Below are 25,986 nucleotides of genomic sequence, written 5' to 3' on the forward strand. Positions count from 1 at the left end.
TGCCGGAGGCCTTCGGCATCACCGGTATCTGACAAGTACGAACGCCGCCCGTCTCCGCACGGGCGGCGTCTTTTTCAACCGTATCATCCGTATTCGATTGCGAGGAAGAATGGCCAGCTTGATCTGTGGCTCCGTTGCCTACGACACCATCATGACGTTCGACGGGCGCTTCCGCGAACACATCCTGCCCGACCAGATCCACATGCTGAACGTGTCGTTCCTGGTGCCGGGCATGCGGCGAGAGTTTGGCGGCTGCGCCGGCAACATCGCCTACACGCTCAAGATGCTCGGCGGCGAGCCAGTGGTGATGGGCACCGTGGGCGAGGACGCCGGCCCGTACCTGGACTACCTGCGCAAACTCGACATCGTCACGGATCACATCCGCACGCTGCCGGGCACCTTCACCGCGCAGGCGATGATCACGACCGATCTCGACAACAACCAGATCACCGCCTTCCACCCGGGCGCGATGAGCCAGTCGCAGCTGAACAGCGTGCAGGATGCGCTGACGGCCGGCCGCCAGCCCGCCCTTGGCATCGTGGCGCCGGACAGCCGCGAGGGCATGCTGCACCACGCGCAGCAGTTCGCCGAAGCCGGCATTCCGTTCATCTTTGATCTGGGTCAGGCCATGCCCCTGTTCAACGGCGAAGACCTGCGCCAGTTCATTGAACTCGCCAGCTACGTGACGGTCAATGACTACGAAGCGCAGGTCCTGCTGTCCCGCACGGCCTGGACCAGCGCCGAGGTTGCCGCCAAGGTTCGCGCGTTCATCGTGACGCACGGCGAGCGCGGCGCCAGCATCTTTGCCGATGGCCAGCAGTACGCCATTCCGGCCGTGCCCGCCGAACAGGTCGTCGACCCCACCGGTTGCGGCGACGCCTTCCGCGGCGGCCTGCTCTACGGCATCGAAAACGGGTTGGACTGGGAAACCACCGGCCGCCTCGCCTCGCTCATGGGCGCGCTCAAGATCGCCCGCCAGGGGCCGCAGAACCACTGGCTCTCGCGCGAGGACATCGGCAACCGGTTCCAGTCCGCATTCGGTTACCGCTACGCGTAAGCCGGACGCTGCCGGCGCCGTGCCCACAAGGCGGCGGCGCCCGGCCGGCATCCGCCGACATCGCGGAGCGCGGGTCTTTACGGGAAGGAAGTCAATCATGAGAAACATCGTGCCGAACATCGTCCGCACCGGCGGCGTGGCCGTCCTGGTGGCGGCAAGCCTGGTCTCGGGCTGCGCCAGCTGGTCGAACTCCAACAGCGTCTACACCTCGGGCCAGGCCCAGCGTGAGCAGACCGTGCGCTACGGCGTGGTGGAGGGCGTACGCGAGGTGCTGATCCAGGGCGGGCAGACCGGCGCGGGCACGCTGGCCGGTGGCGCCATCGGCGGCATCGCGGCGGGCAGCACCATCGGCGGCGGCAACGGCGCGATTGCGGCGGGCCTGCTGGGCGCAGTGATCGGCGGCCTGGCCGGCAGCGCGGCGGAGAACAAGATCCAGCAGCGTCGCGGCCTGGAGATCACGGTGAAGCTCGACAACGGCGAGATGCGCGCCATCACCCAGGAAGCCGACGAGGCGTTCCGACCCGGCGAGCGCGTGCGCCTGCTGTCCTCGGGCGGCGTGACGCGCGTGACCCACTGATCGCACCACGCACCCGGACCGGGCACACCGTGCCCGACCCCAACGCCGCGCGCCTCCGGGCCGCGGCGTTTTTCTTTGGGCGATAAAAAACCCGCCGGGCGAATGCCATCGGCGGGTCGGCAAGACAGCTGTCTTGCGGACCGGATACGAGGTATCCGGTCAGTGCGGCACGCGATGCGTGCCCTGGCGCTTCCCAGTTGTGATCGTTCGCACGAGGCGAAGCGATTACGGACGGGTACCCGTCGGGAACGGCCAGGCCGCAGCCGGGTTCAGCGCGGTCTTTGCAGCAGCAGCGGGTGCAACGGCAGGAGCCGCGGCAGGCTTGGCAGCAGGCGCCTTCTTGGCAGCCGGCTTCTTCGCAGCAGCCTTCTTGGCAGCCGGCTTCTTCGCAGCAGCAGGCTTCTTGGCAGCAGCAGGCTTCTTCGCAGCAGCCGGCTTCTTCGCAGCAGCAGCCTTCTTGGCCGGTGCAGCCTTCTTGGCCGGAGCGGCCTTCTTGGCTACAGCCTTCTTGGCGGCCGGCTTCTTGGCGGCAACGGCCTTCTTGGCCGGGGCCTTCTTGGCGGCTACCTTCTTGACCGCGGCCTTCTTGGCCGGGGCTGCCTTCTTGGCGACTACCTTCTTGGCTGCAACCTTCTTCGTTGCAACCTTCTTGGCGGCTACCTTCTTCACAGCGGCCTTCTTTGCCGGTGCCTTCTTGGCGGCTACCTTCTTGGCAGCAACCTTCTTCGTTGCAACCTTCTTGGCAGCAGCCTTCTTGGCGGCCGGAGCAGCCTTCTTGGCGGCGACCTTCTTCACGACGGCCTTCTTGGCGGCCGGCTTGGCGGCTTTCTTAGCCGCCGGCTTTTTCTTTGCAGCAGTTGCCATGGATAACTCCTTCACTAGCGTGAAATATCGAATGACCTAGGATGGCGACCCGACCGACCCGAAGCGCGATACCGCGTGACTCCAGTCGAGCGAGCGATTCATCGGCGCACGGCACAGCTTCGGTCGCACGCTAATGAATTCGGTGACAGGGATGCCGCGACACGCGGCGTTCAAGCGGCAGCGCAACGGACCCCCGCGGGCGGCAAAGCCAGCCTGCAGGCGGGTGTCCGGGGCATGCCGCGCCCTGGAATATTCGATTGGCCCGCGCCGCCCGTTACGTCGGCGCACGACCAGGAAAGAGGAGATATCGGTCAGCAKGCCTGCGGTGCGGGCATGGCCTCGCGCACGGCAGACGGCAATCATTCGGGGGTAGCTCGCCCATCCCGTCACTGGGCTACAGGAGACTGCACGCGTTTTGAGAAGCCGGTTCGGCTTGGTCTGCGTCAAAGTTCTGGTGCTCCTCGGCTACCCGCATTCACTGCATCGAGTCATCGCCATCATCGTTGCTTCTGCTTGTTGCTTGTCGCTGCGATACGTCGATGCAATGAACTGAGACTCTTGTCAAGGCGAATCATAATTCGTTTGTTCGATGATGTTAAGAAAAAAGTGCAAAAAAACTTGCGTGCGCGAGCGAGTCGATCTACTTCGCTCACGCATCGCGATGACAGCATCATCGACACGCTTGTTCATCTCGACTTCCACACGCCTTCCGAAGTTCCTCCGCGAGGTCGATGCGCGTCGATTCGATGGCGTCGCGCACTGCGTCGCACAGCCTCGCGTGACACCTCGCCGCCCTCGATCGCACACTGTCGAAGGCTGCCGAACGCGCCGTCAACACGCACGGCGGCGCGCCGCGCGATCCACCGGAAAGCCGCATGGATGTTGGCTTTCACGGCGATGGCATGTAATGCGCACGGTGCCTCGCCACGGCATGCTGGCCGCGCACGCGCACGCCGCGATGGCCTCGCACGGCGACGCTCCGGCACTCGCTCGGCACGCTTCACGCGCATCGATGCGCGAGGGTTCGATGTCATCGCGTCGGACATGCGCCGACACCGCCGTGCGTCGATCCGACAGTTGCGCGAGTACGACGAAAGAGTGATGCGTCAACGCAACGGTTTGTCACCGTGCTCGATGCGATGACGATGTTTGGACACGCTTCGACACGTCATCGACACGCGCCGGCATCGCTTCGACAGCGCGCGACACCACCCGCGACACACCCGATGCAGCGTCGCACCGCGTGCGTGCGACACAGCGCTGCGTGGTCAGAGAACACAGCGTGCCGATGGGGTGTCGATGAGGTACCGGCCGAGCGTCCGCAGGCGCCCGGACGACCCCGGAGTTCCCCTTAGAGGAATGCTTCGGCCCCGCCGCGCGGCGTCGCATGCTGCACGGCATAATCCCGCAAACCCCCGTACGGCGGTCGATTGCGGGGGACGGCGGCGCACCGCTGGTGCGTACGCAAACGCGCAGTGGTGATTGCGGTGCGGCGCGCGCGCCAGTAGATTGGCGTCGCGACACCTTCGCACCATCCCGACACACTGAACCAGGAGACCCTCATGCGCATTTCCCTCCCACGCACGCTGCTGCGCGCCACCGTGTTCGCGGCCGCCTTCGCCGCCAGCGCCGTGGCGCTCGCGCAGGCCACGCCGGCCGGCACGTGGAAGACCATCGACGACGCCACCGGCAAGCCGCGCGGCGTGATCGAGATCACCGAGAAGGACGGCGTCTACAGCGGGCGCCTCGTGAAGAGCCTGGTGGAGACCGCCGAGAGCAAACCCAAGGTCTGCGACAAGTGCACCGACGCCCGCAAGGACCAGCCGGTCATCGGCATGACGCTGCTGACGGGCCTGCGCAAGACGGGCGACAACGAGTACACCGGCGGCGAGATCCTCGACCCCGAGACCGGCAAGCTTTACAAGTGCAAGATGGCGCTGGCGGACGACGGCAAGAAGCTCAACGTGCGCGGCTTCATCGGCATCAGCCTGATCGGCCGCACCCAGACCTGGGAACGCGATCATTGACCGGTCATCGGTTCCCGCACGCCGTCCTCGCCCTCCTCTCCCTCCTTGCCGTCACACTGTGCACAGCATGAATAGCGCCGCCGCCCGCCCCGGGCGCCGGCCGCCCTCCCCGCTGCGCTGATCCGCCGTCAGGCAATTGACAGCCGCATTCGGTACCATCGACGTTGGTACACACCACAACAGATACCGGAGACAAGCATGCGTATCCCCATCCATGGCGGGGCGATGGCCCTCGCCCTCGCCACCGCCGCGCTGTGCGGCACCGCCSCGGCCCATGCCGCCGACGCCTGGCCCAACCACGTGATCAAGTTCGTCGTGCCGTTCACGGCAGGCGGCGCCAACGACCTCGTCGCTCGCGCGGGGGCCGAAGCGGTGAGCAAGCGGATCGGCCAGCCCGTGGTGATCGAGAACCGGCCGGGCGCCGGCGGCGTGGTCGGCGCGGACTACGTCGCCAAGAGCAAGCCGGACGGCTACACCTTCCTGGTGGGCGCCGTGGGCACGGTCACCAACAGCCTGATTCGCACGAAGATGCCGTATGCGCCCGATGACCTCGTGCCGGTTGGGCTGATCGCGGTCAGCCCGTCGGTCATCGTCGCGTCGCCGTCGCTGCCGGTGAACAACCTCAAGGATCTGATCGAGTACTCGAAGAAGCAGGGTGGCGCGCCGTTCGCCACCGCCGGCAGCGGCAGCACGCCCCACTTCGTCGAGGAGATGCTCAAGGAGAAGGGCGCGCAGCTGACCGTGGTGCCGTACAAGAGCGGCTCGGAGAGCATCACGGCGGTGATCGGCGGCCAGGTGGCGGCGACTTCGGAGGCCAGCGTGGTGGTATTGCCACAGATCAAGGCCGGCAAGCTCAAGGCGCTGGGCGCAACCTGGGACAAGCGCATGGCTGCCGCGCCCAACATCCCCACCACGGCCGAGCAGGGCCTGCCCGAGGTGCGGATCGGCCATTGGGCCGGCATCTTCGCGCCGAAGGGCACGGATCCGGCGATCATCAAGCGGCTGAATGCGGAGCTGACCGCCGGCATGCAGACGCCGGAGATCCGCGAGCGGCTGCTGCCAAACGGCATCGAGCCGGCGGGCGGCTCGGTGGAGAGCTTCGYCGCGTTCATCCATGCCGAGCGCGAGCGGCTCGGTCGCCTGGCGAAGAACGCGCACATGACCGCCGAGTAACGATTACAACGCTGTGACGACGCTGTGACGAGATAACGGCCCGCATCGACGGGCCGTTTTCGTTTTTCTGCTATGCCAGCGAGGCCGGCACCGCTTACATCCGGTACCGCAGCGTGGCCACCACGCTACGCGGCGCGCCGGGCATGTTCAGGTTCGGACTCGAACCGTGCGCGGAGACGATGTAGCCCTGGTTGAAGAGGTTGTAGACATTGAGCTGGGCCTCGAACGGGCCCCGGCGGTACCAGGCCATCATGTCGGCCGTGACATAGCCGGGCAGCGTGACCGTGTTGGCCGGATCGGCCATGCGCGCGCCGACGAGGTTCAGGCCGCCACCCACGCCAAAGCCATGTCCGAGCGACTTGGTCAGCCATAGGTTGCCCGAGTGGCGCGGCGTCAGCGTGGCGCGCTTGCCTTCCAGCGCGGCGGTCGACTTCGTCACCGTGGCATCCAGGTAGGCATAGCCGGCCAGCACCTTCCAGCCCTGCCCCAGCTCGGCGGCGCCGCTCAGCTCCACGCCGTCGGTGCGCTGCTCGCCAATCGGCATCAGGGCCGTGCCGGTGGCATTCGCCACCTTGATATTGCTGCGCTCGAGCCGGAACACCGACACCGTGGTGCTGGCCTTGCCGTCCAGGAAGTCGTACTTGGCGCCCAACTCGGTATTGTTGGTGGTCTCCGGTGCCAGTTCGGCGTTGTTGGCGGCCAACGAGAAGTTCTCGCCCGACGGCTGGAACGACTTGCTCCACGACAGGTAGTAGGACTGCACCTTCGACGGCTGCCACACCAGCCCCGCGCGCGGGCTCCAGTTGTTGTCGGTGCGCGCCAGGTTGGGCTGGCCCGGCCGGCGCTCGATGGTCTCCTGCTCGAAGCGGTCGTAGCGCACGCCCACCAGCGCCTTCCAGTGCTCGGTCAGCGTCATCATGTCCTGCGTGTACAGGCCGAGCGTCTTGAAGATGCCGAGGTTGTTGGCCGATGGCGTGCCGCCCACCAGCAGCGGCAGCACGGGCAGCACCGGGTTGAACAGGTTCACCGTGGCCACGTTGTTGCGCGAGTAGTTGACCAGGTCCTTGTTCTGCTGGCCGACTTCCACCCCGTAGAGCAGTTCGTGCTGCATCCCGAAGAGCGTGGCCTTCTGCGTCAGGTCGGTCTGGTTGAACCAGCCGTGTTCTTCGCGATACACATTGGAACGATTGAACGACACGGTCTGGGCCACCTCGTTGACCGTGCCGGACAGCGTGTTGTTACGGTCGAGCGAGTAATGGTAGTAGCGCGTGGCGTTGCGGATCGACCAGTTCTCATTGAAGCGATGGTTGATCGTGGCCGTGCCCGAGTACACGCGCGACTCCGAGGTATCCACATCGCGCGCGTTGGCCGCGCCGTAGTAGGTGGAGGGCCGCACGTTCACCGGACGGCCCCGGTACGCCGGRATGCCGAAGTCGGTAACGCGCTTGTCCTCGAGGTAATCGGCCTGCAGCAACACCGTGGTCTGGGGCGCGAGGCGCARYTCCAGCGACGGCGCGATCGCCGAGCGGCGCAGGAATTGCTGCGAGCGGTAGCTGTCGGCATCCTCCAGCGCGCCGGTCAGGCGGAACGCCGCGGCGCCGTTGCCGAACACCTTGCCGACGTCGACTTCGGCCCGCTTGTCGGCCCACGAGCCGTAGCTGAAGCTGAAGTCGGCCACGTCGATGCCCGGCTTCTTGGTCACGCGGTTGATCAGGCCGCCGGACGAGCCCCGGCCATACAGCACGGCGGCCGGGCCCTTGATGACTTCCACGCGGTCGACGTTGGAGAGGTCGCGGAAGTACAGCGCGTCGTCACGGATGCCGTCCACGAACTGGTCGGCGATGGCCGAGAAGCCACGGATCGACACTTGGTCACGCTGGCCGTCGCCGGTGGAAAAGCTCACACCCGGCACGTTCTTGAGAACGTCCTGCATCGAGTTGGCATGCTGGTCCTGCATGACCTCGCTGGTGACCACGTTGACGGTCTGCGGAATGTCGCGCAGCGGCGCCTCGGTACGCGTGGCGCTGACCGCGTTGGGCGGGTTGTAGCCGGCGCCAAGCTCCCRGCTGACGTCCGCCTTGACGGTGACCGCAGGCAGCTCCTGCGGCGCGGGCGCGGGGGTTTCCGACTGTGCGTGGGCGATGCCGGCAGGCAAGGCGTGGGCAGCGAACAGTGCGAGGACGGCAGTCCGCACCGCATGTGGCTTTTGACTCATATTTCCCTGTAATGCGTTGTAATATTTTTACGAAAATGCGACGCATTATCATTTACTGGGGGACGCGAGGTCAACGCATCACGCGAAGAATATGCAAAGTCAGACATATTTGCGCCGCTTGCGGCGCATTTACGTCGAACGATAACAGCCGTCAGCCGARCTGCTCGCTCAGCGCGAGGCGCGCTTCGCCGATGAATTCGCTCTCGCCGCGCCGGGCGGGCAGCAGGTAGAACTCGGCATCGGGCAGTGCCGGCAGGCGCCAGCGCGAGACGGCGGCGGTATCGAGCGGCGTCACGCCCGGCCCGATGGCCGACGCATTGAGGCAGGACACGCCAAGCCCCGCCGCCAGCGCCAGGTGCAGCCCTGCCACGCCGGACGCCGAGTGGGCGATGTCGAACGCGCGCTTGCGGCGCATGAGCAGTTGCACCACGAACTGGTGCATCGAGCAGGTGTCGGGCAGTAGCACCAGTGGCAGCGTGGGCTGCGGCGATTCGGCGATCTCCGGCGCGGCCACCCAGGCCAGCCCTTCGCGCCGCAACAGCGTGCCGGCACGATCGCCGCGCTCTGACCGTTCGGCGCGCGTTGCGCGGATCAGCCGCATGCTGAGGCCGATGTCGAAGGTGTCCAAGTCAGCGGCGGCCTCGATCGCGGCGCTCTTCATCACCGTGACGTGCAGTTTCAGATACGGATAGCGGTCTCGCAGACGGCGCAGCATGCCGGCAATCTCGCCCGGCCGGAAGTAATCGGTCACGGCAAGCCGCAGTTCGCCGTCGAGCGTGCGGCCGCGCAGTTCCTGCATCGCCATGTCGTTCAGCGAGAGGATGCGGCGCGCGTATTCCAGCAGCCGCGCACCGGCCGGCGTGACCGCCGCGCCCTTCTTGCCGCGCGTGAGCAGCGGCACGCCCGCGCGCTCCTCCAGCTTGCGCAACTGCTCGCTGACCGACGACTGCGACAGGAACAGGCGCGGCGCCGCCGCAGACAGGCTGCCGCTGTCGGCCACCGTCACGAAAGTCTTCAACTGATCGGTCTCGAATCCCCGCATGGCGCCTGCTCCCGTCCCTGGTCACACCCCACTATCTCGCATTTTTATGATTCGGTGTTACCGATGGATGGTATCGCAWATTCCTGCTTTTCCGATGTAACGGCGACCACTACGATAGTTTCCACGACACCGATTTCCGGTTCGCACCATCCAGAACAAGGAGCCAGCCATGCCCCACATCAACCTCCAGATCTCCGGCCAGCCCGACGCCGAACTGACCCGCCGCGCCGCAGCCACCGTGGCCGAGCTGACCCAGCGCATCCTGCGCAAGGAAGAGAACGTCATCGCCGTCACGGTGGGCTACCTGCCGCGCGAGCAATGGATCATCGGCGGCAAGGCGCTGTCCGACCGCAGCGACGGCCGCAACGCCTTCCAGCTCGACATCAGCGTGACCGACGAAACCAACACCAAGGCCGAGAAGGCGCTGTACCTGAAGGAGACGTTCGCCGCGCTCTCCGAGGTGATTGGCGATGTGAACAAGGTGTCGTATATCCACGTCATCGACGCCCGCGCGGCCGCCTACGGCTATGGCGGACTGAGCCAGGAATACCGGCACCAGCACGGTTGAGTGGCTCCGCCGCGCCGGCCACCTTGTGCCGGCCGGCAATGTTAACTAGTGTGATGGAGCGCGGCGTGGCCGGCACGCCGCCTCATGACACCGGAGCCAATCGATGAAGACCGTCACGCTGCCCGGCGGCGAGCGCGTGCCSGCGCTGGGCATGGGTACCTGGAATATCGGCGATCACCGCAACACGCGGGCCGAGGAAATCGCCACGCTGCGGCTCGGGCTGGACCTCGGGCTGCGGCTGATCGACACCGCTGAAATGTATGGCGAGGGGTTGTCCGAATCGCTGATCGGCGAGGCCATCGCGGGCCGGCGCGACGAGGTGTTCCTCGTCAGCAAGGTCTACCCGCACAACGCCAGCCACGAGGGCGTGGTGGCCGCGTGCGAGCGCAGCCTGCGCCGGCTGGGTACCGACCGGCTCGACCTCTACCTGCTGCACTGGCGCGGCGGCGTGCCGCTCGAGGAGACCATGGCGGCGTTCCTGGCGCTGCGCGAGGCCGGCAAGATCCGACATTTCGGCGTCAGCAACCTGGACCTGTCCGATATGGAAGAGCTGTGGGAGGTGCCGGGCGGCGACGAGGTGGCGGCGAACCAGCTGCTCTACAACCTGAGCCGGCGCGGCATCGAATTCGATTTGTTGCCATGGCAGCGTGCACGCGGCGTGCCGGTCATGGCCTATTCCCCGATCGAGCAGGCCCGGCTGCTGCGCCATGCAGGGCTCCAGCGCTTTGCCAAGGCGCACGGCATGACGCCGGCCCAGGCGGCGCTGGCCTGGCTGCTGGCCTCGGACGACATCATCGCCATTCCCAAGACCGGCAGCCGCGACCGCCTGCGCGAGAACCTCGGCGCGCTGGAGCACCCCCTGASASCAGAACAGCTTGCCGAACTCGACAAGCTGTTTCCGCCGCCACGCCGGGCCGAGCCGCTGGCGATGCTCTGACTATATATATAGGGGGATGGGAGCGTCCGACCCGGCGATCAGCGCTGGCCGGACTTGTAGCGCTCCACCTCCACGTAGCGCGTGAGGTAGGTGCGCGCCTTCTCGCGGGTGTCGGTGGTCACGCGGTCAGCCGCCTGCCGGGCGCTGGTCTGGCCGTGCGCCGAACTCATCTGGGCCGAGAGATAGGACTGGAAGGCGTCGTGCATCACGCCGAGCTGCGCCTTGCAGGCGTCGAGGGCGCCGGCGGCCACATCCTTCGAGGTGCCCTTGCCCTTCGCGCCGTCGTCGGCCTTGTCCTGCACGCATTCCATGTACTTGGCCCGTTCGGCCTGCCAGCCTGAGTTCAGCGTGGCGACTTCCTGCTTCTGGCTCGGGGTCTCCACGGAGGCCGGGGACGCGCACGCCGCCAGCAGCACCACGGGCACGATCGCGCCGAAGGAAATCAAGGGAGAGAGGGGGGCGAATGTCTTTTTCATGGTCGACAGACCGTCCGCACGGGCGGGCGGTTCCTAAAGTGCGCTGGCGCATTTGCAAGAAAGTATGTCAGCCCGCGTGTCAGAGTCTCTCCTGCCCAGTGTCAGACAAAATCGCATTTAACAATGTGCGCTTGACGCCTATGCTTTAGAGGCGGTTGCAACACACCACCCTCCTGGAGGAAATAATGAAACGTCGAACCTTCCTGTCCGCTGGCGGTGCCGGTCTTGTCACGGTTTCCGGTCTGTCCCTTGGCGCGCTTTCGCTCGCCGGCTGTACTACCACGGGCCCGGGCGATTCGGGCGACAAGACCGCCAAACGGCGCGAGATTGACGCCGGCGCCACGGACACGCTGAATCGGCTGTATTCCACGGTCAAGGGGTCGCAGGACCTTGGCAACAAGGCACGCGGCATCCTGGTTTTCCCGAAACTGCTGTCGGCAGGCTTCGTGGTGGGCGGCGAGTATGGCGATGGGGTGCTGCGCTCCGGCGGCGCCAATCGCGGCTACTACCGCGCCATCTCGGGGTCCATCGGCTGGCAGATCGGCGCGCAATCCAAGGCGTTCGTGCTGATGTTCCTGACGCAGGATTCGTACGACAAGTTCGTGCGCAGCAATGGATGGCAGGTCGGCGCCGACGCCACCGTGGCACTGGCCACCATCGGCGCCAACGGGCAGCTGGACACCAATACGGCCCAGCATCCGATTGTCGGCTTCGCCATGACCAACGCGGGTCTGATGGCCGGCCTGAGCCTCGAAGGCACCAAGATCTCGAAGCTCGATATTTGAGATCGCTTTGCATTCGCATTGCGATCCGCACCGRCACCGCCGGCTTGGCCCGGCGGCATGGCGCGCACTGACGCGGAGAGCGTGACCTCCGCGCCGTGCGCGCCTTTTTCTTGCCGCCCCATTTCCCGCCCCATTTCCCGCCCCATTTCCCGCCATTTCTCGGCACCGCCCGCTCAACCAKATAGAATTCGACCCTTTCCGTTCTCGTGGCCGAATACTCATGTGGTTTAAGAATCTCCAGATTCATCGCTTCACCGCCCCGTGGACCCTCAGCGCCGAAGACGTAGAGGCCAGCCTGGCGAAACACGCCTTCTTCCCCGGCACCAGCCTGGAACCGCAAACCCAGGGCTGGGCATCTCCGCGCGACAACGGCCAGCTTGTGCACTGCGTCAACAAGCAGATGCTGCTGGTGCTCCGTACCGAAAAGAAGCTGCTGCCGGCCACCGTGGTCAATCAGGTGACCAAGGCGCGCGCCACCGAGCTGGAAGAGCAGCAGGGCTTCAAGCCGGGCCGCAAGCAGATCAAGGAACTGAAGGAACAGATCACCGAGGAACTGCTGCCGCGCGCCTTCAGCATCCGCCGCGACACCCGCGTCTGGATCGATCCCGTGAACGGCTGGCTGGCCATCGACGCCGCCGCCACGGCCAAGGCCGATGAAGTGCGCGGCATGCTGTTCAAAGCCATCGATCCGCTGCCGGTGGCGGGCCTGCACGTGAACCAGTCGCCGGTGGCGGCCATGACCGAATGGCTGTCCACTGACACCGCGCCCGCCGGGTTCACCGTCGACCAGGAAATCGAGCTGCAATCGAGCGCCGAATCCAAGGCCACGGTGCGTTACGTGCGCCATCCGCTCGACCCCGAGGACCTGCGCCGCCATATCGCCGCCGGCAAGCGCTGCACGCGGCTGGCCATGACCTGGAACGACCGCGTGTCCTTCGTGCTGACCGAGAACCTGGCGGTCAAGCGCGTGGCGCCGCTGGACGTGATCAAGGAACAGGCCGACGGCACGCTGCATGACGAAGCCGAGCGCTTCGACGCCGATTTCGCGCTGATGGCGGGCGAACTGGCCGGCCTGCTGCGCGACCTGACCGACGCGCTCGGCGGCGAGCGCAAGGCCGACGGCAGCGCCGCCAGCCAGCCCGAGGTCCGCAAGGCTGCCTGACGGCCCGGAAGGACCGGAAGGCCCCCGCCCGCCCCGGGCGGCGGCGCTGGCCCTCATGCCTCGCGCTCGTCCAGCGTGAGCACGATGCGCCGGTCCTGCCGCCCCGCCCGCTCCCATGCCTCGGCCACCTCGGCCATCGGCAGGGTCTCCACGTCGAGGCGCAGGTCGCCATCCAGCGCGTACATGAGGATGTCCTCCACGTACGCCTGCACATAGTCCAGCGGCGGGTAGCTGGACGGCCCGTAGCCCATCAGCCGGAGCCGCGACTCGCGCAGCGACTGGGCGGGCAGCACGATGTCGCCCCCGGGCCGCTCGGCCACCGAGACCAGCCGCACGCCGCGGTCGTCGGGAGACGGCACGACGTGGTCCGAGCGGGCCAGCGCGGCCGCCAGCAACTCCACCGGCTCCCCCCAGATGTAGTCCAGGATCACGTCGATCCCCTCCTCCGCATAGGCCGAGAACGTGTGTTCGAGCGCGTTGCGTGACAGGCGCAGGTCGATCATCGCATCCACCTCCAGGGTGGCCAGCGCCTCCTGGCGGTGCCCGGCGGCGATGACCCGCCTGGCGCCGAGCAGCCGCGCCGCCTGAACCGCCATGCGCCCGGCCGCCGTGGTGGCGCCAAGCACCATCACCGTCTCGCCGGGCTCCAGTTCGGCGCGGTGCGCCAGCGGCAGCCACGCCATCAGCGCCGGCCGCACCAGCGCCGCCGCGAACTCGCCCGGCAAGCCGTCCGGCAGCGGCACGACCCAGTCCGCCGGCGCGAACTCGGCCATCGCGCCGAACGGCCGCCGCGTGGCGCTGAAATAGACGCGCTCGCCGCCGGCCGTATGACCGACGCCATCCACCCTGCACACCACCGGCAGCGTGAGCGGGCTGCTGGCGTGCATCCCGGCGGCGGCCTGCCGGTCGATCGCATGGATGGCGGCGGCGCTCACCCCCACCAGCCGCTCGCAGTGCGTGGTGTCGGGGTCGGGGAAGGACTCGAAGCGCGGAATATCGCCCAGGTGGTGCAGAACCACGGCTTGCATCGGAAAACTCCTAGTTGGAACGTCCATCGGACAGGGAAAGCGAACCTCTCTGTCGACGATGGTAGGGAGCATTCCGGCCCGGGTATGTGAGCCGATTCTGAAAAATGCGGCGGGTGGCCACAAAACAAAACAGGCGACGCTCAATCGCGTCGCCTGCCTGTTTGTCTCGCCRGGATGTCAGCGCACCATCACTTCAATCCCAGGACAGCGCCCCGCCGGTCTGGTACTCGATCACGCGCGTCTCGAAGAAGTTGCGCTCCTTCTTCAGGTCGATCATCTCGCTCATCCACGGGAACGGGTTTTCCTCGTTCGGGAACAGCTGCTCCAGGCCGATCTGCTGGCAGCGGCGGTTGCAGATGAAGCGCAGGTAGGACTTGAACATCGGCGCGTTCAGGCCCAGCACGCCACGCGGCATGGTGTCTTCGGCGTACTTGTATTCCAGGTCCACGGCCTGCTTGAACAGCTCCGCGATCTCGGCCTTGAAGTCGGCCGTCCACAGGTGCGGGTTCTCGAGCTTGATCTGGTTGATCAGGTCRATGCCGAAATTGCAGTGCAGCGACTCGTCGCGCAGGATGTACTGGTACTGCTCGGCGGCACCGGTCATCTTGTTCTGGCGGCCCATCGCCAGGATCTGCGTGAAGCCCACGTAGAAGAACAGGCCTTCCATGATGCAGGCGAACACGATCAGGCTCTTGAGCAGCTTCTGGTCGTTCTCGGGCGTGCCGGTCTTGAACGACGGATCGGTCAGCGTGTCGATGAACGGGATCAGGAACTCGTCCTTGTCGCGGATCGACTTCACCTCGTGGTACGCGTTGAAGATCTCGGCCTCGTTCAGGCCCAGCGACTCCACGATGTACTGGTAGGCGTGCGTGTGGATGGCCTCCTCGAAGGCCTGGCGCAGCAGGTACTGGCGGCATTCCGGCGCCGTGATCTGGCGGTAGGTGCCCAGCACGATGTTGTTCGCGGCCAGCGAGTCGGCCGTGACGAAGAAGCCCAGGTTGCGCTTGATGACGCGGCGCTCGTCCTCGGTCAGACCATTGGGGTCCTTCCACAGGGCGATGTCGCGCGACATGTTGATTTCCTGCGGCATCCAGTGGTTGGCGCAGCCGGCCAGGTACTTCTCCCACGCCCACTTGTACTTGAACGGCACGAGCTGGTTCACGTCGGTGGAGCCGTTGATCACGCGCTTGTCGGCGGCGTTCACGCGGCGCTCGCTCTGCACGGCGGCGGCGTTCGGGTTGTTGCCCAGGATGCCCGGCTGCGTGGCGGCCGGCGGCAGTGCGCCCTGCTCGTCAGCGGCGGCCAGGGTGGCAGGTTGCAGCGCGGGCTGCGGGGCAGCCTGCGGCTTGGCTTGAACGTCGTCGTCCCAGCTCAGCATGTTATTTCTCCGTTATTCGTAGATGGCTGGCGGTGGCCAGCACTGGCGCCCGCGTCATGGGGGCGCCGGCCCTCTCCCCCGGCCCCTCTCCCGCAAGCGGGCGAGGGGTGCAAACCGTTGGGGGGCTTGTTACGTCTTGCTTACTGGCAGGCTTCGCACTCGTCGAAGCCGGCGTCGCCCGGGCGCATGGTGCAGACCGCGCCTTCGGCTTCCGGCATGGCCGGGGCCGAGGCGGCGGCGGCTTCCAGCGCCGACACGCCACCGTCGCTGCCCGACGACACCGCGTTCAGCGAGCCGCGCGACACCGTGGACTTCTCCACGTGCGTGGCCGCCATCGTGCGCAGGTAGTACGTGGTCTTCAGGCCACGCAGCCAGGCTTGCTTGTAGGTATCGTCCAGCTTCTTGCCCGACGCGCCAGCCATGTAGATGTTCAGCGACTGGGCCTGGTCGATCCACTTCTGGCGGCGGCTCGCGGCCTCCACCAGCCAGCTCGGCTCCACCTCGAAGGCCGTGGCGTAGATGTCGCGCAGGTCTTGCGGAATGCGGTCGATGCGGGCCAGCGAACCATCGAAGTACTTCAGGTCCGCCACCATCACTTCGTCCCACAGGCCGCGTGCCTTGAGGTCGCGCACCAGGTAGTCGTTGACCACCGTGAACTCGCCCGAGAGGTTCGACTTCACGTACAGGTTCTGGAAGGTCGGCTCGATGCAGGCCGACACGCCGATGATGTTCGAAATGGTCGCGGTCGGGGCGATCGCGATGCAGTTCGAGTTACGCATGCCGTGCTGCTTGATGCTGGCGCGCAGGCTGTCCCAGTCCATCGACGAGGACATGTCCACTTCCAGGTAGCCGCCGCGCTCGTCGGCCAGCAGCTTGAGCGAGTCCTGCGGCAGGATGCCACGGTCCCACAGCGAACCCTCGTAGGTGCTGTAGCGGCCACGTTCCTGCGCCAGCTCGTTCGATGCCTCGTAGGCGTAGTAGCAGACCGCTTCCATCGACGTATCGGCGAACTTCACGGCGGCGTCGCTGGAGTACGGCGTGCGCAGCACGTGCAGGCAGTCCTGGAAGCCCATGATGCCCATGCCCACCGGGCGGTGGCGCAGGTTCGAATTGCGCGCCTTGTCCACCGCGTAGTAGTTGATGTCGATCACGTTGTCGAGCATGCGCATCGCGGTGCGGATGGTCTTCTGGAGCTTGGCGTGGTCGAGCACGTGGGTGCCGTCGGCCTCCTGCTTCAGGTGGGCCACCAGGTTCACCGAACCCAGGTTGCACACGGCGATTTCGCTCTCGTTCGTGTTCAGCGTGATTTCCGTGCACAGGTTGGAGCTGTGCACCACGCCCACGTGCTGCTGCGGGCTACGGATGTTGCACGGATCCTTGAACGTGATCCACGGATGGCCGGTCTCGAACAGCATGCCCAGCATCTTGCGCCAGAGCTGGATGGCCGGCACCTTCTTGAACAGCTTCAGTTCGCCGCTGGCAGCCTTGGCTTCATAGGCGACGTAGGCCTGCTCGAACGCCTTGCCGACCTTGTCATGCAGGTCCGGGCAGGTGGCGGGCGAGAACAGCGTCCATTCGGCGTTTTCCATCACGCGCTTCATGAACAGGTCCGGAATCCAGTTGGCCGTGTTCATGTCGTGGGTGCGGCGGCGGTCGTCGCCGGTGTTCTTGCGCAGCTCGAGGAATTCCTCGATGTCCAGGTGCCACGTCTCCAGGTAGGCGCAGACGGCGCCCTTGCGCTTGCCGCCCTGGTTCACGGCCACGGCCGTGTCGTTCACCACCTTCAGGAACGGCACCACGCCCTGGCTCTTGCCGTTGGTGCCCTTGATGTGGGAGCCCAGCGCGCGCACGTTGGTCCAGTCGTTGCCCAGGCCGCCGGCGAACTTCGACAGCAGCGCGTTTTCCTTGAGGGCTTCGTAGATGCCTTCCAGGTCGTCCGACACCGTGGTCAGGTAGCACGACGAGAGCTGCGAGCGGCGCGTGCCCGAGTTGAACAGYGTGGGCGTGGACGACATGAAGTCGAACGACGACAGCAGCTGGTAGAACTCGATGGCGCGGGCTTCGCGGTCGCGCTCTTCCAGCGCCAGGCCCATGGCCACGCGCATGAAGAAGGCCTGCGGCATTTCGATGCGCTGCTCTTCCACGTGCAGGAAGTAGCGGTCGTACAGCGTCTGCAGGCCGAGGTAGTTGAACTGGAAGTCGCGCGAGGCGTCCAGCGCCGCGCCCAGGCGGGCCAGGTCATACGTGGCCAGCTTTTCGTCCAGCAGTTCGGCCTGAATGCCGCGGGCGATGAACTTCGGGAAGTACTCGGCGTAGCGCGAGCCCATCTCGGCCTGCGTCACTTCGCCGCCGAGGATTTCCTTGCGGATCGTGTGCAGCAGGATRCGGGCGGTGACCTGGCTGTAGTCCGGGTCCTTCTCGATCAGGGTACGCGCGGCCAGGATGGCGGAGTCGTACACCTGGCTCAGCGGCACGCCGTCGTACAGGTTCTTGAGCGTTTCCTTCAGGATCGGCTCGGCGCTCACGCCGTTGCCCAGGCCGCTGCAGGCGGTGTCGATCAGCTCGTGCAGCGCGGCCAGATCCAGCACGCGGCTCACGCCGTTGTCGTTCACGTTGAAGGCCACGCCCTGTTGCACACGCGCCACGGTCTGCGCATTGGCCTGCGCGCGCTCCTGGGTGCGCTTCTCGCGATACAGCACGTAGGCACGGGCCACTTCATGCTCGCCCGAGCGCATCAGCGCCAGTTCCACGTGGTCCTGCACGTCCTCGATATGGAAGGTGCCGCCGTTCGGCCGGCTGCGCAGCAGCGCGCGCACCACGTTCTGGGTGACCTGTTCCACGATCTCGCGCACGCGCGCGGAGGCAGCGCCCTGGCCGCCGTTCACGGCCAGGAAGGCCTTGGTCACGGCGACGGCAATCTTGTTCGGCTCGAACGCCACCACGGCCCCATTGCGGCGGATGAGCTTGTAGTCCTGATAGTTGGCGCCGGCAGCGGCGGGGGTCTGCTGCGACGTTCCGGCGGCGCCGACAACGCCAGCCGATCCCGTGTTTTGTTGTTCGTTCTGGGCCGTTTGCATGAGGTAACTCCTGTTTTAACCCTTGTAATGAAGTGACAAAGTCCCTAGCAAAATGCGCTTCAGAAGACACTCGACACCGGCCTTGCCGGGGCGAGAACCAAACTGCACAGGCGTTCATTCTGCTAGGGACTCTTGCGATACCGCCGGCCGCGTCACTACTGTGGCGCCGGCGTCGCAATCCATTGCGGCGCAGGCTTCACACCTCGGCCGGTTCCCCGGTAGTACCACTAGATATAGTGGTCACTGCGAAAAACTGGGCTAAGTATAGTGAAACGAATCGGAAAGACCAGTCTTGACAAGTCAGATGCCGGTCTGGGGACGGGGTGTGCGGCGGCGCCACATTCCCGCAAGCCGCGCTACGCCAAGGGATGGCGGCGGCCCGTGCGCCACCGCACAAATTTTCTAAAATTTTTTAATCGTGGCGAGTCGCCGATAGGCGGCCCAAGTGTGGGGATTTCACATCGCTGTCACGCGGGCGAATGCCTGAATATGAGGCATCGTGCACAAGGGGGCGGCGGGTCAGGAWCCACCCCGTCGATAAGGCAGCAGCGCTGGCGTCACATCGGCCAGTCTGGCGAATCGGTCCCAGTCGAAGTGCGGGCCGGGGTCGGTTTTGCGGCCGGGGGCGATGTCGCTGTGGCCGGCGATGCCGGTGATCGGGTAGGTCGTGCGCAGGGCGGCGACGATTCGGGCGGCGGTGTCGTATTGGCCCAGGGTGAAGGGCTGGTCGTCGGCGCCTTCGATTTCGATGCCGATGGAGAAGTCGTTGCAGCGCTGGCGGCCGCAATAGGCTGACTGGCCCGCATGCCAGGCACGTTGCGTACACGCCACAAACTGCACCAACTCGCCCTCGCGGGTGATCAGGAAGTGGGCGGAGACGCGGACGTCGCGGATCGTTTCGAAGAACGGGTGGCGGGCGGTGTCGAGCCGGTTCTGGAAGAACGCCTCGATGTCGCCCGTGCCGAACTGGCCCGGCGGCAGGCTGATGTTGTGCAGCACCACCACGTCGACGGGCATGCCCTCGGGGCGGGTGTCGAAGTTGGGCGATGGCACGCGGCGCGCGGCCGGCACCCAGCCGTCGGCGTCTGGCAGCCAGTCTGCGGYCACGTCAGCCATCGCGGCCCTCGCCTTCCGCCATCGATTCGCTGTCGTCGCGCCCTTCCCGGCCATCGCGCCCTTCGCGTTCGTCGCGGATCTCGAGTTGCTGGATGCGGTAGCGCAGCTGGCGGAAATTCAAACCCAGCAGCGGCGCGGCCGTGGTGCGATTAAAGCCGGTCTGGCGCAGCGCGCGCAGGATCAATTCGCGCTCGAGGGCCTCGAGCCGGGCCGGCAGGTCGATGGGGAACGTGACGTCGCGCAACGCATCGACCATCGGATCGATGGATGGCTGGGGCGGCGGCGGCGCCTCGGCCACGGCACCCCCCGCCTCCGGCGCCGTCAGGCTGGCCGCCGACCAGGCCGGGCTGCCCCAGGTCTCATAACCGGTCGGCGCGGTCTCCGGCACCGGCACGGGCGCGCCTTGCAGCAGGCTGGCGCGATCCACGCCGGCTTCGAGCGGCCCGAGGTCCGCCACCGCGATCTCGTCCGATTCGGCGAAGGCGTAAGCGCGTTCCAGCAGGTTTTCGAGTTCCCGCACGTTGCCGGGGAAGCGGTACGCCGCCAGCCGCGCCAGCGCCGGGCCGGACAGCCGGCGCGGGCGCGCATCGCCGTAGCGCACGGCCAGGTGTTCGAGGATGACCTGCGCCAGCACCGGAATGTCCTCGCCCCGCTCGCGCAGCGTCGGCATGCGCAGCTCCAGCACGTTCAGGCGGTAGTACAAGTCCTGGCGGAACGATCCGGCGGCGACCATCGCAGCCAGATCCTTGTGGCTCGCGCACATCACGCGCACGTCCACGGTGTCTTCCCGACTGGCGCCGATCTTGCGCACGCGCCGCTCCTGCAACGCGCGCAGCAGCTTTACCTGCATGGTCAGCGGCAGGTCCGCCACCTCGTCCAGCAGCAGCGTGCCGCCGTGCGCGGCGTGGAAGAAGCCGCCGCGCTCGGCGTCGGCGCCCGTGAACGCGCCCTTCACGTAGCCGAAGAATTCCGACTCCATCAGCGTCTCGGGAATCGCCCCGCAGTTCACGGCCACGAACGGGTGCGCGGCGCGCGCGCTCACGGCGTGGATGGCGCGCGCCGCGCGCTCCTTGCCGCTGCCCGATTCGCCACTGATCACCACCGGCGCCATGCTGCGCGCCAGCCGCGACAGCGAGCGGCGCACGTCCTGCATGGCCGGGGACAGCCCCGGCAGCAGGCCGGCGGCGCGGTCGGCGGCTTCAGCGGCCTCGGCAGCCTCGGCGCTGCGCGCGCCGCCCTCCGCCGCGCCGCGCTGCTGGCGACCCAGCGCGTTCAGGATCAGGGTGCGTAGCTGGTCGAGCGACACCGGCTTGGCGATGTAGTCGAACGCCCCGGCCTTGAGGGCATCGACGGCATTGTCGGCGCTGCCGTAGGCGGTGATCACGGCCACCGGCGTGCGCTCGGGCGAGGCCGACAGTTGCCGCACGATGTCGATGCCCAGCCCGTCGCCGAGCCGCATATCGGTCAGCACCAGGCTGTAGCGGCGCTCCGCCAGTCGCAGCCGCGCCTCGGCCAGCGAGCCGGCCATCACCACGTCGTGCCCCATGCGGCGCAGCGAGATGTCCAGCAGCTCGCGCAGGTCGGCCTCATCGTCGATGACGAGAATCGGATCGGGAACGGGCGGTCTGGCGGACATGGCGTGGGGGTTGGGTTGCGGGGGGCGGCGGATCAGGCCTGGGCGGCCGTTACAACGTCGGGCGTCTCGATCCGCATCGTCAGCACGAACGCCTTGGCCGGCAGTGTATCGCGAGCGCCGGGCCCGAGCAGCCCTGTGCGATCCAGCAACGGTTCCAGCGCGATGGTGCCGTAGCGCACCTGGGCGTCATTGGCGCCGCACAGCTCGCGCGCCATGAACAGGCCCAGCCCGGTGCCCTGGGCGTTGCTGGTGAAGAACGGCTCGAACAGGCTGCGCTGCTGCTCGCGCGTGACCTCGGCGCCATCGTTCCAGACGATCAGTTCGGCATGGTGCTGATCCAGCGCATGGGCCAGCAGACGGATGGCGCCCGGCAGCCGGCTGCAATAGCGCCAGGCGTTATCGAGCAGGTTGCCGAGCACCTGCTGCAGTTGCGCGGCATCGAAGATCACCGGGCGTTGCAGGTCCACGGCGAGGCGGATGGCATTGGCGTTGATATCGGCGCGCGGGCCGCCGCGCGAGCGCATCTCCAGCCGCCAGCGTTCCACGATCTCGGGCAGCGCCTGGCCCAGCTCCACCGCGCTGTGGCCGGTGCGGGGGCGGCGCGAGAGTTGCAGCACATCGGACACCACCTGATCGAGCCGGCGCACGTTGTCGCTGATGATGCGCAGCAGCCGGGCGTCGATATTGCCCTCGCCCGCCCCGGAATCGGCCAGCAGCTCGTTGGCCTGGCTGATGGCCGCGAGCGGGTTGCGGATCTGGTGCGCCACGCTGGCCACCAGTCGGCCCATGCCGGCAAGTTTCTCCTGCTGCACCTGCTCGGCAATCCGTTCCCAGCTTTCGATGTGGACCAGCACCGTGTCGCGCATCTCGCTGCGCAGCAGCGTCTCGTCCTCGGGGCTCCAGGCCATGGCCTCGTTCTGGGCGATGGCCAGACGCAGCCGGGCCGCGCCTTCGGGCGACATGTCGTTCCAGCCGACGGTATCGAGCGCGCTCGGCGCGGTCAGCGCCCCGCCCAGCGTGGAGCGCAGCCCGGCCAGCCCCGGCAGCACGAAGCGCAGCCGCAGGCGGGTATGCAGCATCGGCCCACCCAGCGCCGACGGGCGCGACGGCAGCGGCAGTAGCTGCAGGATGCGCGGCACATCGTCATTGGTCTGGATCCAGTCGCGCAGCATTTCCATCAGCGGCTGCAGGCGCGGGATGCGGCGCAGGTCGAACAGCACCTTGTCGCGCTCGCCGGCGCGCACCTGCCCTTCCCGGATCCGCTCGTGCGGCTGCACGCCCAGCAGCACCACGGCCGCGGGGTTGGCGGCCACCACCACGCCGTTGGCGCGCACCAGCATCACGCCGTCCTGCATGTCGTTGACCATRAGCCGGTTCACCAGYTGCTGCAGGCGCAGTTCCTGCTCGCGCGCCAGCGCAATCTGCTCCTGGGCGATCTGCCGGTTGGCGAGCATGTACATCACCAGCGCGGCGATCATGAACACCAGGCCGAACAGGCCGGAACCGAGCAGGTTGGCATCGGCCTGGCGCACCAGCAGCGTCTGCACGAAGGGCTGGCCCATTACCACCAGCGCCGACACCGCCGCCGTGAACAGCGCGAACATCAGGCTGGTCAACGCCCCGGCCTCGAGCGCCGGCAGCAGGAAGATCATGGCGAGACCTTCGGCGTGGCTGCCCAGCCGGCCCACCACCGCGAAGATCCCGGCCAGCAGCGCCAGGTCGACCATCACCTGCACGCGCACGCGCACATGGAAATGGCGGCGCCACAGCGTGCCCACCAGCGTGACCATGGCGATGCAGAGGTAGGGGAGCACCACCGGCAGCGCGGCGGCCATGCGCGGATTGGCGGCGAGGGTGGCCGCGGCACCGGCGGCCACGCCAGGATCCGGCGCGGCGCGTTCCAGCGGCAGCCACACGTAGCCCACCAGCAGCAGCGCCACGGCCGCGCGGGTCCAGCAGAAATAGCGCAGCAGGCGCCAGTGGAATTCAGGCGGCTCGGGTTGGCGCCACAGCTCGACCAGCACGCGCCAGCCGTTGARGCGGGACCAGGCCGAGCGGCGCGAGGTCATGGGCGCGCGTCGGTGTCGCCATGGCCGGACATCTCCGAGCCATCGGGCAGATGACTGCGCCGGCAGTAGTGCAGGCCGTTCCAGCCGATGGCCTCGCCACGCGGCAGGTGCACGCCGCACTGGGCGCACTGGACCATCGGCTCGGACGATGCCGCGCCTTCGGTCTTGCGCTGCGCCGGGCCAGGGCGGGCGGTCGGCTGCTCGTGCGCGTCGCGGGCGGCCGCGCGCTGGCGCAGCCACCAGATGATCGCCAGCACAACGGCCAGCAGGAGGAAGATTCTTGCCATGGGGGCGATGACGATCAGGAGATCACTAGATCAGGAGAGGCGGTGCAGCACCACTTCGATCACGAAGCGGCTGCCCACGTAGGCCAGCAGCAGGATGCCGAACGAGGCGATGACCCAGCGCAGGGCGGTGCGCCCGCGCCAGCCCCGGAAATGCCGGCCGACCAGGATGCCGCCGAACATCGCCCAGGACAGGATCGCGAACACGGTCTTGTGGTCCACGCGGAAGGCCCGGGCGAACAGCTGCTCGGAGAACAGGAAGCCGGACAGGATGGTCAGCGTCAGCAGCACGAAGCCCGCCGCGATCAGCCGGAACAGCAGCTTTTCCAGCGTCAGCAGCGGCGGCAGCAGGTCCAGCCAGCGGCCCAGCCATTGCCCGGACGATGCTTCGGCGCTGGTCGGCCGGTTGAAGCCATGGAGCCGGCGCTCGGCCAGCAGCATCAGGAAGGCGTGGAACGCCGCCAGCGTGAACAGCCCATAGGCCACGTTGGCGATGACGAAATGGAGCTTGAACAGCGGCCGCGCGGCGTAGCCGAGGATCTGCGCGCCCGGGAAGGCCAGCGGCATCAGGCCGGCCAGCATCGCCACCGGAAAGACGATCAGGCCGAGCCCGGCCAGCGAGAAGAAGAAGCTTTCGATCCAGTAGATGCCCACGCCCAGCCACAGCATGGCGGAGAGCGCGAAGGCGAAGCCGAACATCATGCGGTCTGCCGGGAAGATGGTTTCGTGCAGCAGCATGCCGTGGCTGACCAGCGCGCCGAGCACCACGGCGTGCCACCATGCGGGCTGGCCGTCCGCGCGGCCATCGCCGGGCGGCGCCATCAACACGGCCGTGGCGGCGCCAGGGCGCCCGCCGGGGCCCGGATGGCCCGGATGACCGACAGCTCCCCCGCCAGCGGCCGCCAGCCGGGGGTTGCGCGTTGCCCAGCCGTGAAAGGCCAGGCCGCAATAGAGAAGTGCCGTCAAGGCATACAGTACAATGGCCATTTGCGCAGTTTACCCTAGGGCCTGTCCCTCGTGCCCTTGTCCGTGATGCCTCACGACAACGCCACGCGCGCGCCCCATCCACGCCGAATCACGAGCCGAACCTCTCCCCACTGCCATGCTGGATAACCTCACACAACGCCTGGCGCGGGTCGTCAAGACCATGCGCGGCGAGGCCCGACTGACCGAGGCCAACACCGCCGAGATGCTGCGCGAAGTGCGCCTTGCCATGCTCGAAGCCGACGTGGCGCTGCCCGTGGTGCGCGAGTTCGTCGCCCGCGTCAAGGAAAAGGCGCTCGGCGAGGAAGTCGTCAGCAGCCTCACCCCGGGCCAGGCCCTCGTCGGCGTGGTCCAGCGCGAGCTGACCGCGGTCATCGGCGGCGACGAAGCCGTCGACCCCAAGCCGGGCGAGCAGAAATCGGGCGAACTGAACCTGAACGTCCAGCCGCCAGCGATCATCCTGATGGCCGGCCTGCAGGGCGCGGGCAAGACCACCACCTCCGGCAAGCTCGCCAAGTGGCTTAAGGAGAACAAGAAGAAGAAGGTGCTGACGGTGTCGTGCGACGTGTATCGCCCCGCCGCCATCGCCCAGCTGCGCACGGTGTCCGAGCAGGTTGGCGCCGACTTCTTCCCGTCCGAGCCGGACCAGAAGCCCGTGGACATCGCCCGCGCGGCGCTGGACTGGGCCCGCAAGCACTACCACGACGTGCTGATCGTCGATACGGCCGGCCGGCTCGGTATCGACGAGGCGATGATGGCGGAAATCGCCGCGCTGCACGCCGAGCTGAAACCGGTGGAAACGCTGTTCGTGGTCGACGCCATGCTCGGCCAGGATGCCGTGAACACCGCCAAGGCGTTCAACGACGCGCTGCCGCTGACCGGCGTGGTCCTGACCAAGCTCGATGGCGACGCACGCGGCGGTGCCGCGTTGTCTGTACGTCACATTACGGGTCGTCCGATCAAGTTCGTGGGGGTGGGCGAGAAGCTCGACGGCCTGGAGCCGTTCTACCCCGACCGCATGGCCCAGCGCATCCTGGGCATGGGCGACATCCTCGCGCTGGTGGAGGAAGCCCAGCGCGGCGTGGATATGGACGCCGCCGAGAAGCTCGCCAAGAAGATCAAGAAGACCGGCGGGTTCGATCTCGAGGACTTCAAGGCGCAGATCGGCCAGATGAAGAAGATGGGCGGCATCGGCAGCCTGGTGGACAAGCTGCCGGCCCAGTTCGCCCAGCAGGCGCAGGGCGCCAATATGGATCAGGCCGAGAAGTCGGTGCGCCGCATGGAGGGCATCATCAACAGCATGACCGCCGCCGAGCGCGCCAAGCCGGAGCTGATCAAGGCCAGCCGCAAGCGCCGCATCGCGGCCGGCGCCGGCGTGCCGGTGCAGGAAGTGAACCGCCTGCTGAACCAGTTCGAGCAGATGCAGGGCATGATGAAGAAGCTCAAGGGCGGCGGCATGATGAAGATGATGCGCCAGATGGGCGGGATGAAGGGCGGCATGAAGGGCCTGTTCAACCGCTAAGCATCGCCC

21 protein-coding genes are annotated in these 25,986 nt (G+C 67.0%); 9 read left to right on the plus strand and 12 right to left on the minus strand.

Features of this window, described 5'->3' with window-relative positions:
• Positions 1–109 precede the first annotated feature (109 nt).
• Together AB4Z27_RS03545 and AB4Z27_RS03550 are read left to right on the plus strand one after the other, a co-directional pair.
• On the plus strand, positions 110–1,057 hold the full coding sequence (locus tag AB4Z27_RS03545) for a carbohydrate kinase family protein (RefSeq protein ID WP_092298678.1): 948 nt from the start codon (positions 110–112) through the stop codon (positions 1,055–1,057).
• 97 nt (positions 1,058–1,154) lie between these two features.
• Complete coding sequence (locus AB4Z27_RS03550; RefSeq protein WP_369823518.1) at positions 1,155–1,634, plus strand: hypothetical protein; 480 nt, start codon at positions 1,155–1,157, stop codon at positions 1,632–1,634.
• A 225-nt stretch (positions 1,635–1,859) separates the two neighbouring features.
• Here the strand turns inward: AB4Z27_RS03550 and AB4Z27_RS03555 are convergent, their stop codons facing one another.
• The gene (locus AB4Z27_RS03555; protein WP_092298675.1) at positions 1,860–2,498 is read right to left on the minus strand and encodes a histone H1-like DNA-binding protein; all 639 of its coding nucleotides are present in this window, start codon (positions 2,496–2,498) and stop codon (positions 1,860–1,862) included.
• Between the two features lie 1,562 nt (positions 2,499–4,060).
• On the opposite strand from AB4Z27_RS03555, the gene AB4Z27_RS03560 reads away from it, so the two are divergent.
• Both AB4Z27_RS03560 and AB4Z27_RS03565 read left to right on the plus strand, forming a co-directional pair.
• A complete protein-coding gene (locus tag AB4Z27_RS03560) occupies positions 4,061–4,525 on the plus strand; it encodes a DUF2147 domain-containing protein (protein WP_092298671.1) in 465 nt (154 codons plus the stop codon).
• Positions 4,526–4,723: 198 nt separating this feature from the next.
• On the plus strand, positions 4,724–5,698 hold the full coding sequence (locus AB4Z27_RS03565) for a Bug family tripartite tricarboxylate transporter substrate binding protein (RefSeq protein WP_441643912.1): 975 nt from the start codon (positions 4,724–4,726) through the stop codon (positions 5,696–5,698).
• A gap of 94 nt (positions 5,699–5,792) precedes the next feature.
• On the opposite strand, the gene AB4Z27_RS03570 is transcribed toward AB4Z27_RS03565, so the two are convergent.
• Together AB4Z27_RS03570 and AB4Z27_RS03575 are read right to left on the minus strand one after the other, a co-directional pair.
• Complete coding sequence (locus AB4Z27_RS03570; protein ID WP_441643913.1) at positions 5,793–7,913, minus strand: TonB-dependent receptor; 2,121 nt, start codon at positions 7,911–7,913, stop codon at positions 5,793–5,795.
• Between the two features lie 151 nt (positions 7,914–8,064).
• The gene (locus AB4Z27_RS03575) at positions 8,065–8,955 is read right to left on the minus strand and encodes a LysR family transcriptional regulator (RefSeq protein WP_441643914.1); all 891 of its coding nucleotides are present in this window, start codon (positions 8,953–8,955) and stop codon (positions 8,065–8,067) included.
• Between the two features lie 169 nt (positions 8,956–9,124).
• On the opposite strand from AB4Z27_RS03575, the gene AB4Z27_RS03580 reads away from it, so the two are divergent.
• Together AB4Z27_RS03580 and AB4Z27_RS03585 are read left to right on the plus strand one after the other, a co-directional pair.
• Positions 9,125–9,523, plus strand: a complete 399-nt coding sequence (locus AB4Z27_RS03580) for a tautomerase family protein (protein WP_092298663.1) — start codon at positions 9,125–9,127, stop codon at positions 9,521–9,523.
• 103 nt (positions 9,524–9,626) lie between these two features.
• Positions 9,627–10,460, plus strand: a complete 834-nt coding sequence (locus tag AB4Z27_RS03585; RefSeq protein WP_441643915.1) for an aldo/keto reductase — start codon at positions 9,627–9,629, stop codon at positions 10,458–10,460.
• A gap of 38 nt (positions 10,461–10,498) precedes the next feature.
• Here AB4Z27_RS03585 and AB4Z27_RS03590 read toward each other — a convergent pair whose 3' ends face one another.
• Positions 10,499–10,936, minus strand: coding sequence for a hypothetical protein (locus AB4Z27_RS03590; protein WP_255370931.1), 438 nt, complete (start codon positions 10,934–10,936; stop codon positions 10,499–10,501).
• A 185-nt stretch (positions 10,937–11,121) separates the two neighbouring features.
• Between AB4Z27_RS03590 and AB4Z27_RS03595 the strand changes: the two genes are divergently transcribed.
• Positions 11,122–11,721, plus strand: a complete 600-nt coding sequence (locus tag AB4Z27_RS03595; protein WP_092298659.1) for a BPSL1445 family SYLF domain-containing lipoprotein — start codon at positions 11,122–11,124, stop codon at positions 11,719–11,721.
• 220 nt (positions 11,722–11,941) lie between these two features.
• Positions 11,942–12,883, plus strand: coding sequence for a recombination-associated protein RdgC (locus AB4Z27_RS03600; protein WP_441592228.1), 942 nt, complete (start codon positions 11,942–11,944; stop codon positions 12,881–12,883).
• A 53-nt stretch (positions 12,884–12,936) separates the two neighbouring features.
• On the opposite strand, the gene AB4Z27_RS03605 is transcribed toward AB4Z27_RS03600, so the two are convergent.
• From AB4Z27_RS03605 to AB4Z27_RS03640, 8 genes are all read right to left on the minus strand, one after another.
• The gene (locus AB4Z27_RS03605; protein WP_441643916.1) at positions 12,937–13,911 is read right to left on the minus strand and encodes a quinone oxidoreductase family protein; all 975 of its coding nucleotides are present in this window, start codon (positions 13,909–13,911) and stop codon (positions 12,937–12,939) included.
• A gap of 193 nt (positions 13,912–14,104) precedes the next feature.
• Positions 14,105–15,289, minus strand: a complete 1,185-nt coding sequence (locus AB4Z27_RS03610; protein ID WP_092298654.1) for a ribonucleotide-diphosphate reductase subunit beta — start codon at positions 15,287–15,289, stop codon at positions 14,105–14,107.
• 140 nt (positions 15,290–15,429) lie between these two features.
• A complete protein-coding gene (locus AB4Z27_RS03615; RefSeq protein WP_092298652.1) occupies positions 15,430–18,366 on the minus strand; it encodes a ribonucleoside-diphosphate reductase subunit alpha in 2,937 nt (978 codons plus the stop codon).
• 519 nt (positions 18,367–18,885) lie between these two features.
• Positions 18,886–19,482, minus strand: coding sequence for a 1,6-anhydro-N-acetylmuramyl-L-alanine amidase AmpD (ampD, locus tag AB4Z27_RS03620; protein ID WP_441643917.1), 597 nt, complete (start codon positions 19,480–19,482; stop codon positions 18,886–18,888).
• Positions 19,475–21,118: a sigma-54-dependent transcriptional regulator gene (locus AB4Z27_RS03625; RefSeq protein WP_092298649.1), complete on the minus strand. Its 1,644-nt coding sequence runs from the start codon at positions 21,116–21,118 to the stop codon at positions 19,475–19,477. Before AB4Z27_RS03625 ends, ampD begins: the two co-directional genes overlap by 8 nt.
• Before the next feature lie 32 nt (positions 21,119–21,150).
• Positions 21,151–23,187, minus strand: a complete 2,037-nt coding sequence (locus AB4Z27_RS03630) for a sensor histidine kinase (RefSeq protein ID WP_441643918.1) — start codon at positions 23,185–23,187, stop codon at positions 21,151–21,153.
• Positions 23,184–23,474 carry a PP0621 family protein gene (locus tag AB4Z27_RS03635; RefSeq protein ID WP_092298645.1) on the minus strand — a complete coding sequence of 97 codons (291 nt, stop codon included), beginning with the start codon at positions 23,472–23,474 and terminating at the stop codon, positions 23,184–23,186. Before AB4Z27_RS03635 ends, AB4Z27_RS03630 begins: the two co-directional genes overlap by 4 nt.
• Positions 23,475–23,504: 30 nt before the next feature.
• The gene (locus AB4Z27_RS03640; RefSeq protein ID WP_092298643.1) at positions 23,505–24,458 is read right to left on the minus strand and encodes a cytochrome C assembly family protein; all 954 of its coding nucleotides are present in this window, start codon (positions 24,456–24,458) and stop codon (positions 23,505–23,507) included.
• Between the two features lie 115 nt (positions 24,459–24,573).
• Here AB4Z27_RS03640 and ffh point away from each other — a divergent pair, with 115 nt between their 5' ends.
• On the plus strand, positions 24,574–25,977 hold the full coding sequence (gene ffh, locus AB4Z27_RS03645) for a signal recognition particle protein (protein WP_092298641.1): 1,404 nt from the start codon (positions 24,574–24,576) through the stop codon (positions 25,975–25,977).
• Positions 25,978–25,986 lie beyond the last annotated feature (9 nt).

It is taken from the genome of Cupriavidus sp. KB_39 (genome assembly GCF_052114485.1).
Lineage (GTDB): Bacteria > Pseudomonadota > Gammaproteobacteria > Burkholderiales > Burkholderiaceae > Cupriavidus.

Coding starts and splice junctions, on each gene's coding strand:
- AB4Z27_RS03590 (WP_255370931.1), bottom strand. CDS start 10,936: ATGAAAAAGACATTCGCCCCCCTCTCTCCCTTGATTTCCTTCGGCGCG.
- AB4Z27_RS03600 (WP_441592228.1), top strand. CDS start 11,942: ATGTGGTTTAAGAATCTCCAGATTCATCGCTTCACCGCCCCGTGGACC.
- AB4Z27_RS03560 (WP_092298671.1), top strand. CDS start 4,061: ATGCGCATTTCCCTCCCACGCACGCTGCTGCGCGCCACCGTGTTCGCG.
- AB4Z27_RS03595 (WP_092298659.1), top strand. CDS start 11,122: ATGAAACGTCGAACCTTCCTGTCCGCTGGCGGTGCCGGTCTTGTCACG.
- AB4Z27_RS03605 (WP_441643916.1), bottom strand. CDS start 13,911: ATGCAAGCCGTGGTTCTGCACCACCTGGGCGATATTCCGCGCTTCGAG.
- AB4Z27_RS03555 (WP_092298675.1), bottom strand. CDS start 2,498: ATGGCAACTGCTGCAAAGAAAAAGCCGGCGGCTAAGAAAGCCGCCAAG.
- AB4Z27_RS03550 (WP_369823518.1), top strand. CDS start 1,155: ATGAGAAACATCGTGCCGAACATCGTCCGCACCGGCGGCGTGGCCGTC.
- AB4Z27_RS03545 (WP_092298678.1), top strand. CDS start 110: ATGGCCAGCTTGATCTGTGGCTCCGTTGCCTACGACACCATCATGACG.
- AB4Z27_RS03625 (WP_092298649.1), bottom strand. CDS start 21,118: ATGTCCGCCAGACCGCCCGTTCCCGATCCGATTCTCGTCATCGACGAT.
- AB4Z27_RS03640 (WP_092298643.1), bottom strand. CDS start 24,458: ATGGCCATTGTACTGTATGCCTTGACGGCACTTCTCTATTGCGGCCTG.
- AB4Z27_RS03635 (WP_092298645.1), bottom strand. CDS start 23,474: ATGGCAAGAATCTTCCTCCTGCTGGCCGTTGTGCTGGCGATCATCTGG.
- AB4Z27_RS03580 (WP_092298663.1), top strand. CDS start 9,125: ATGCCCCACATCAACCTCCAGATCTCCGGCCAGCCCGACGCCGAACTG.
- ffh (WP_092298641.1), top strand. CDS start 24,574: ATGCTGGATAACCTCACACAACGCCTGGCGCGGGTCGTCAAGACCATG.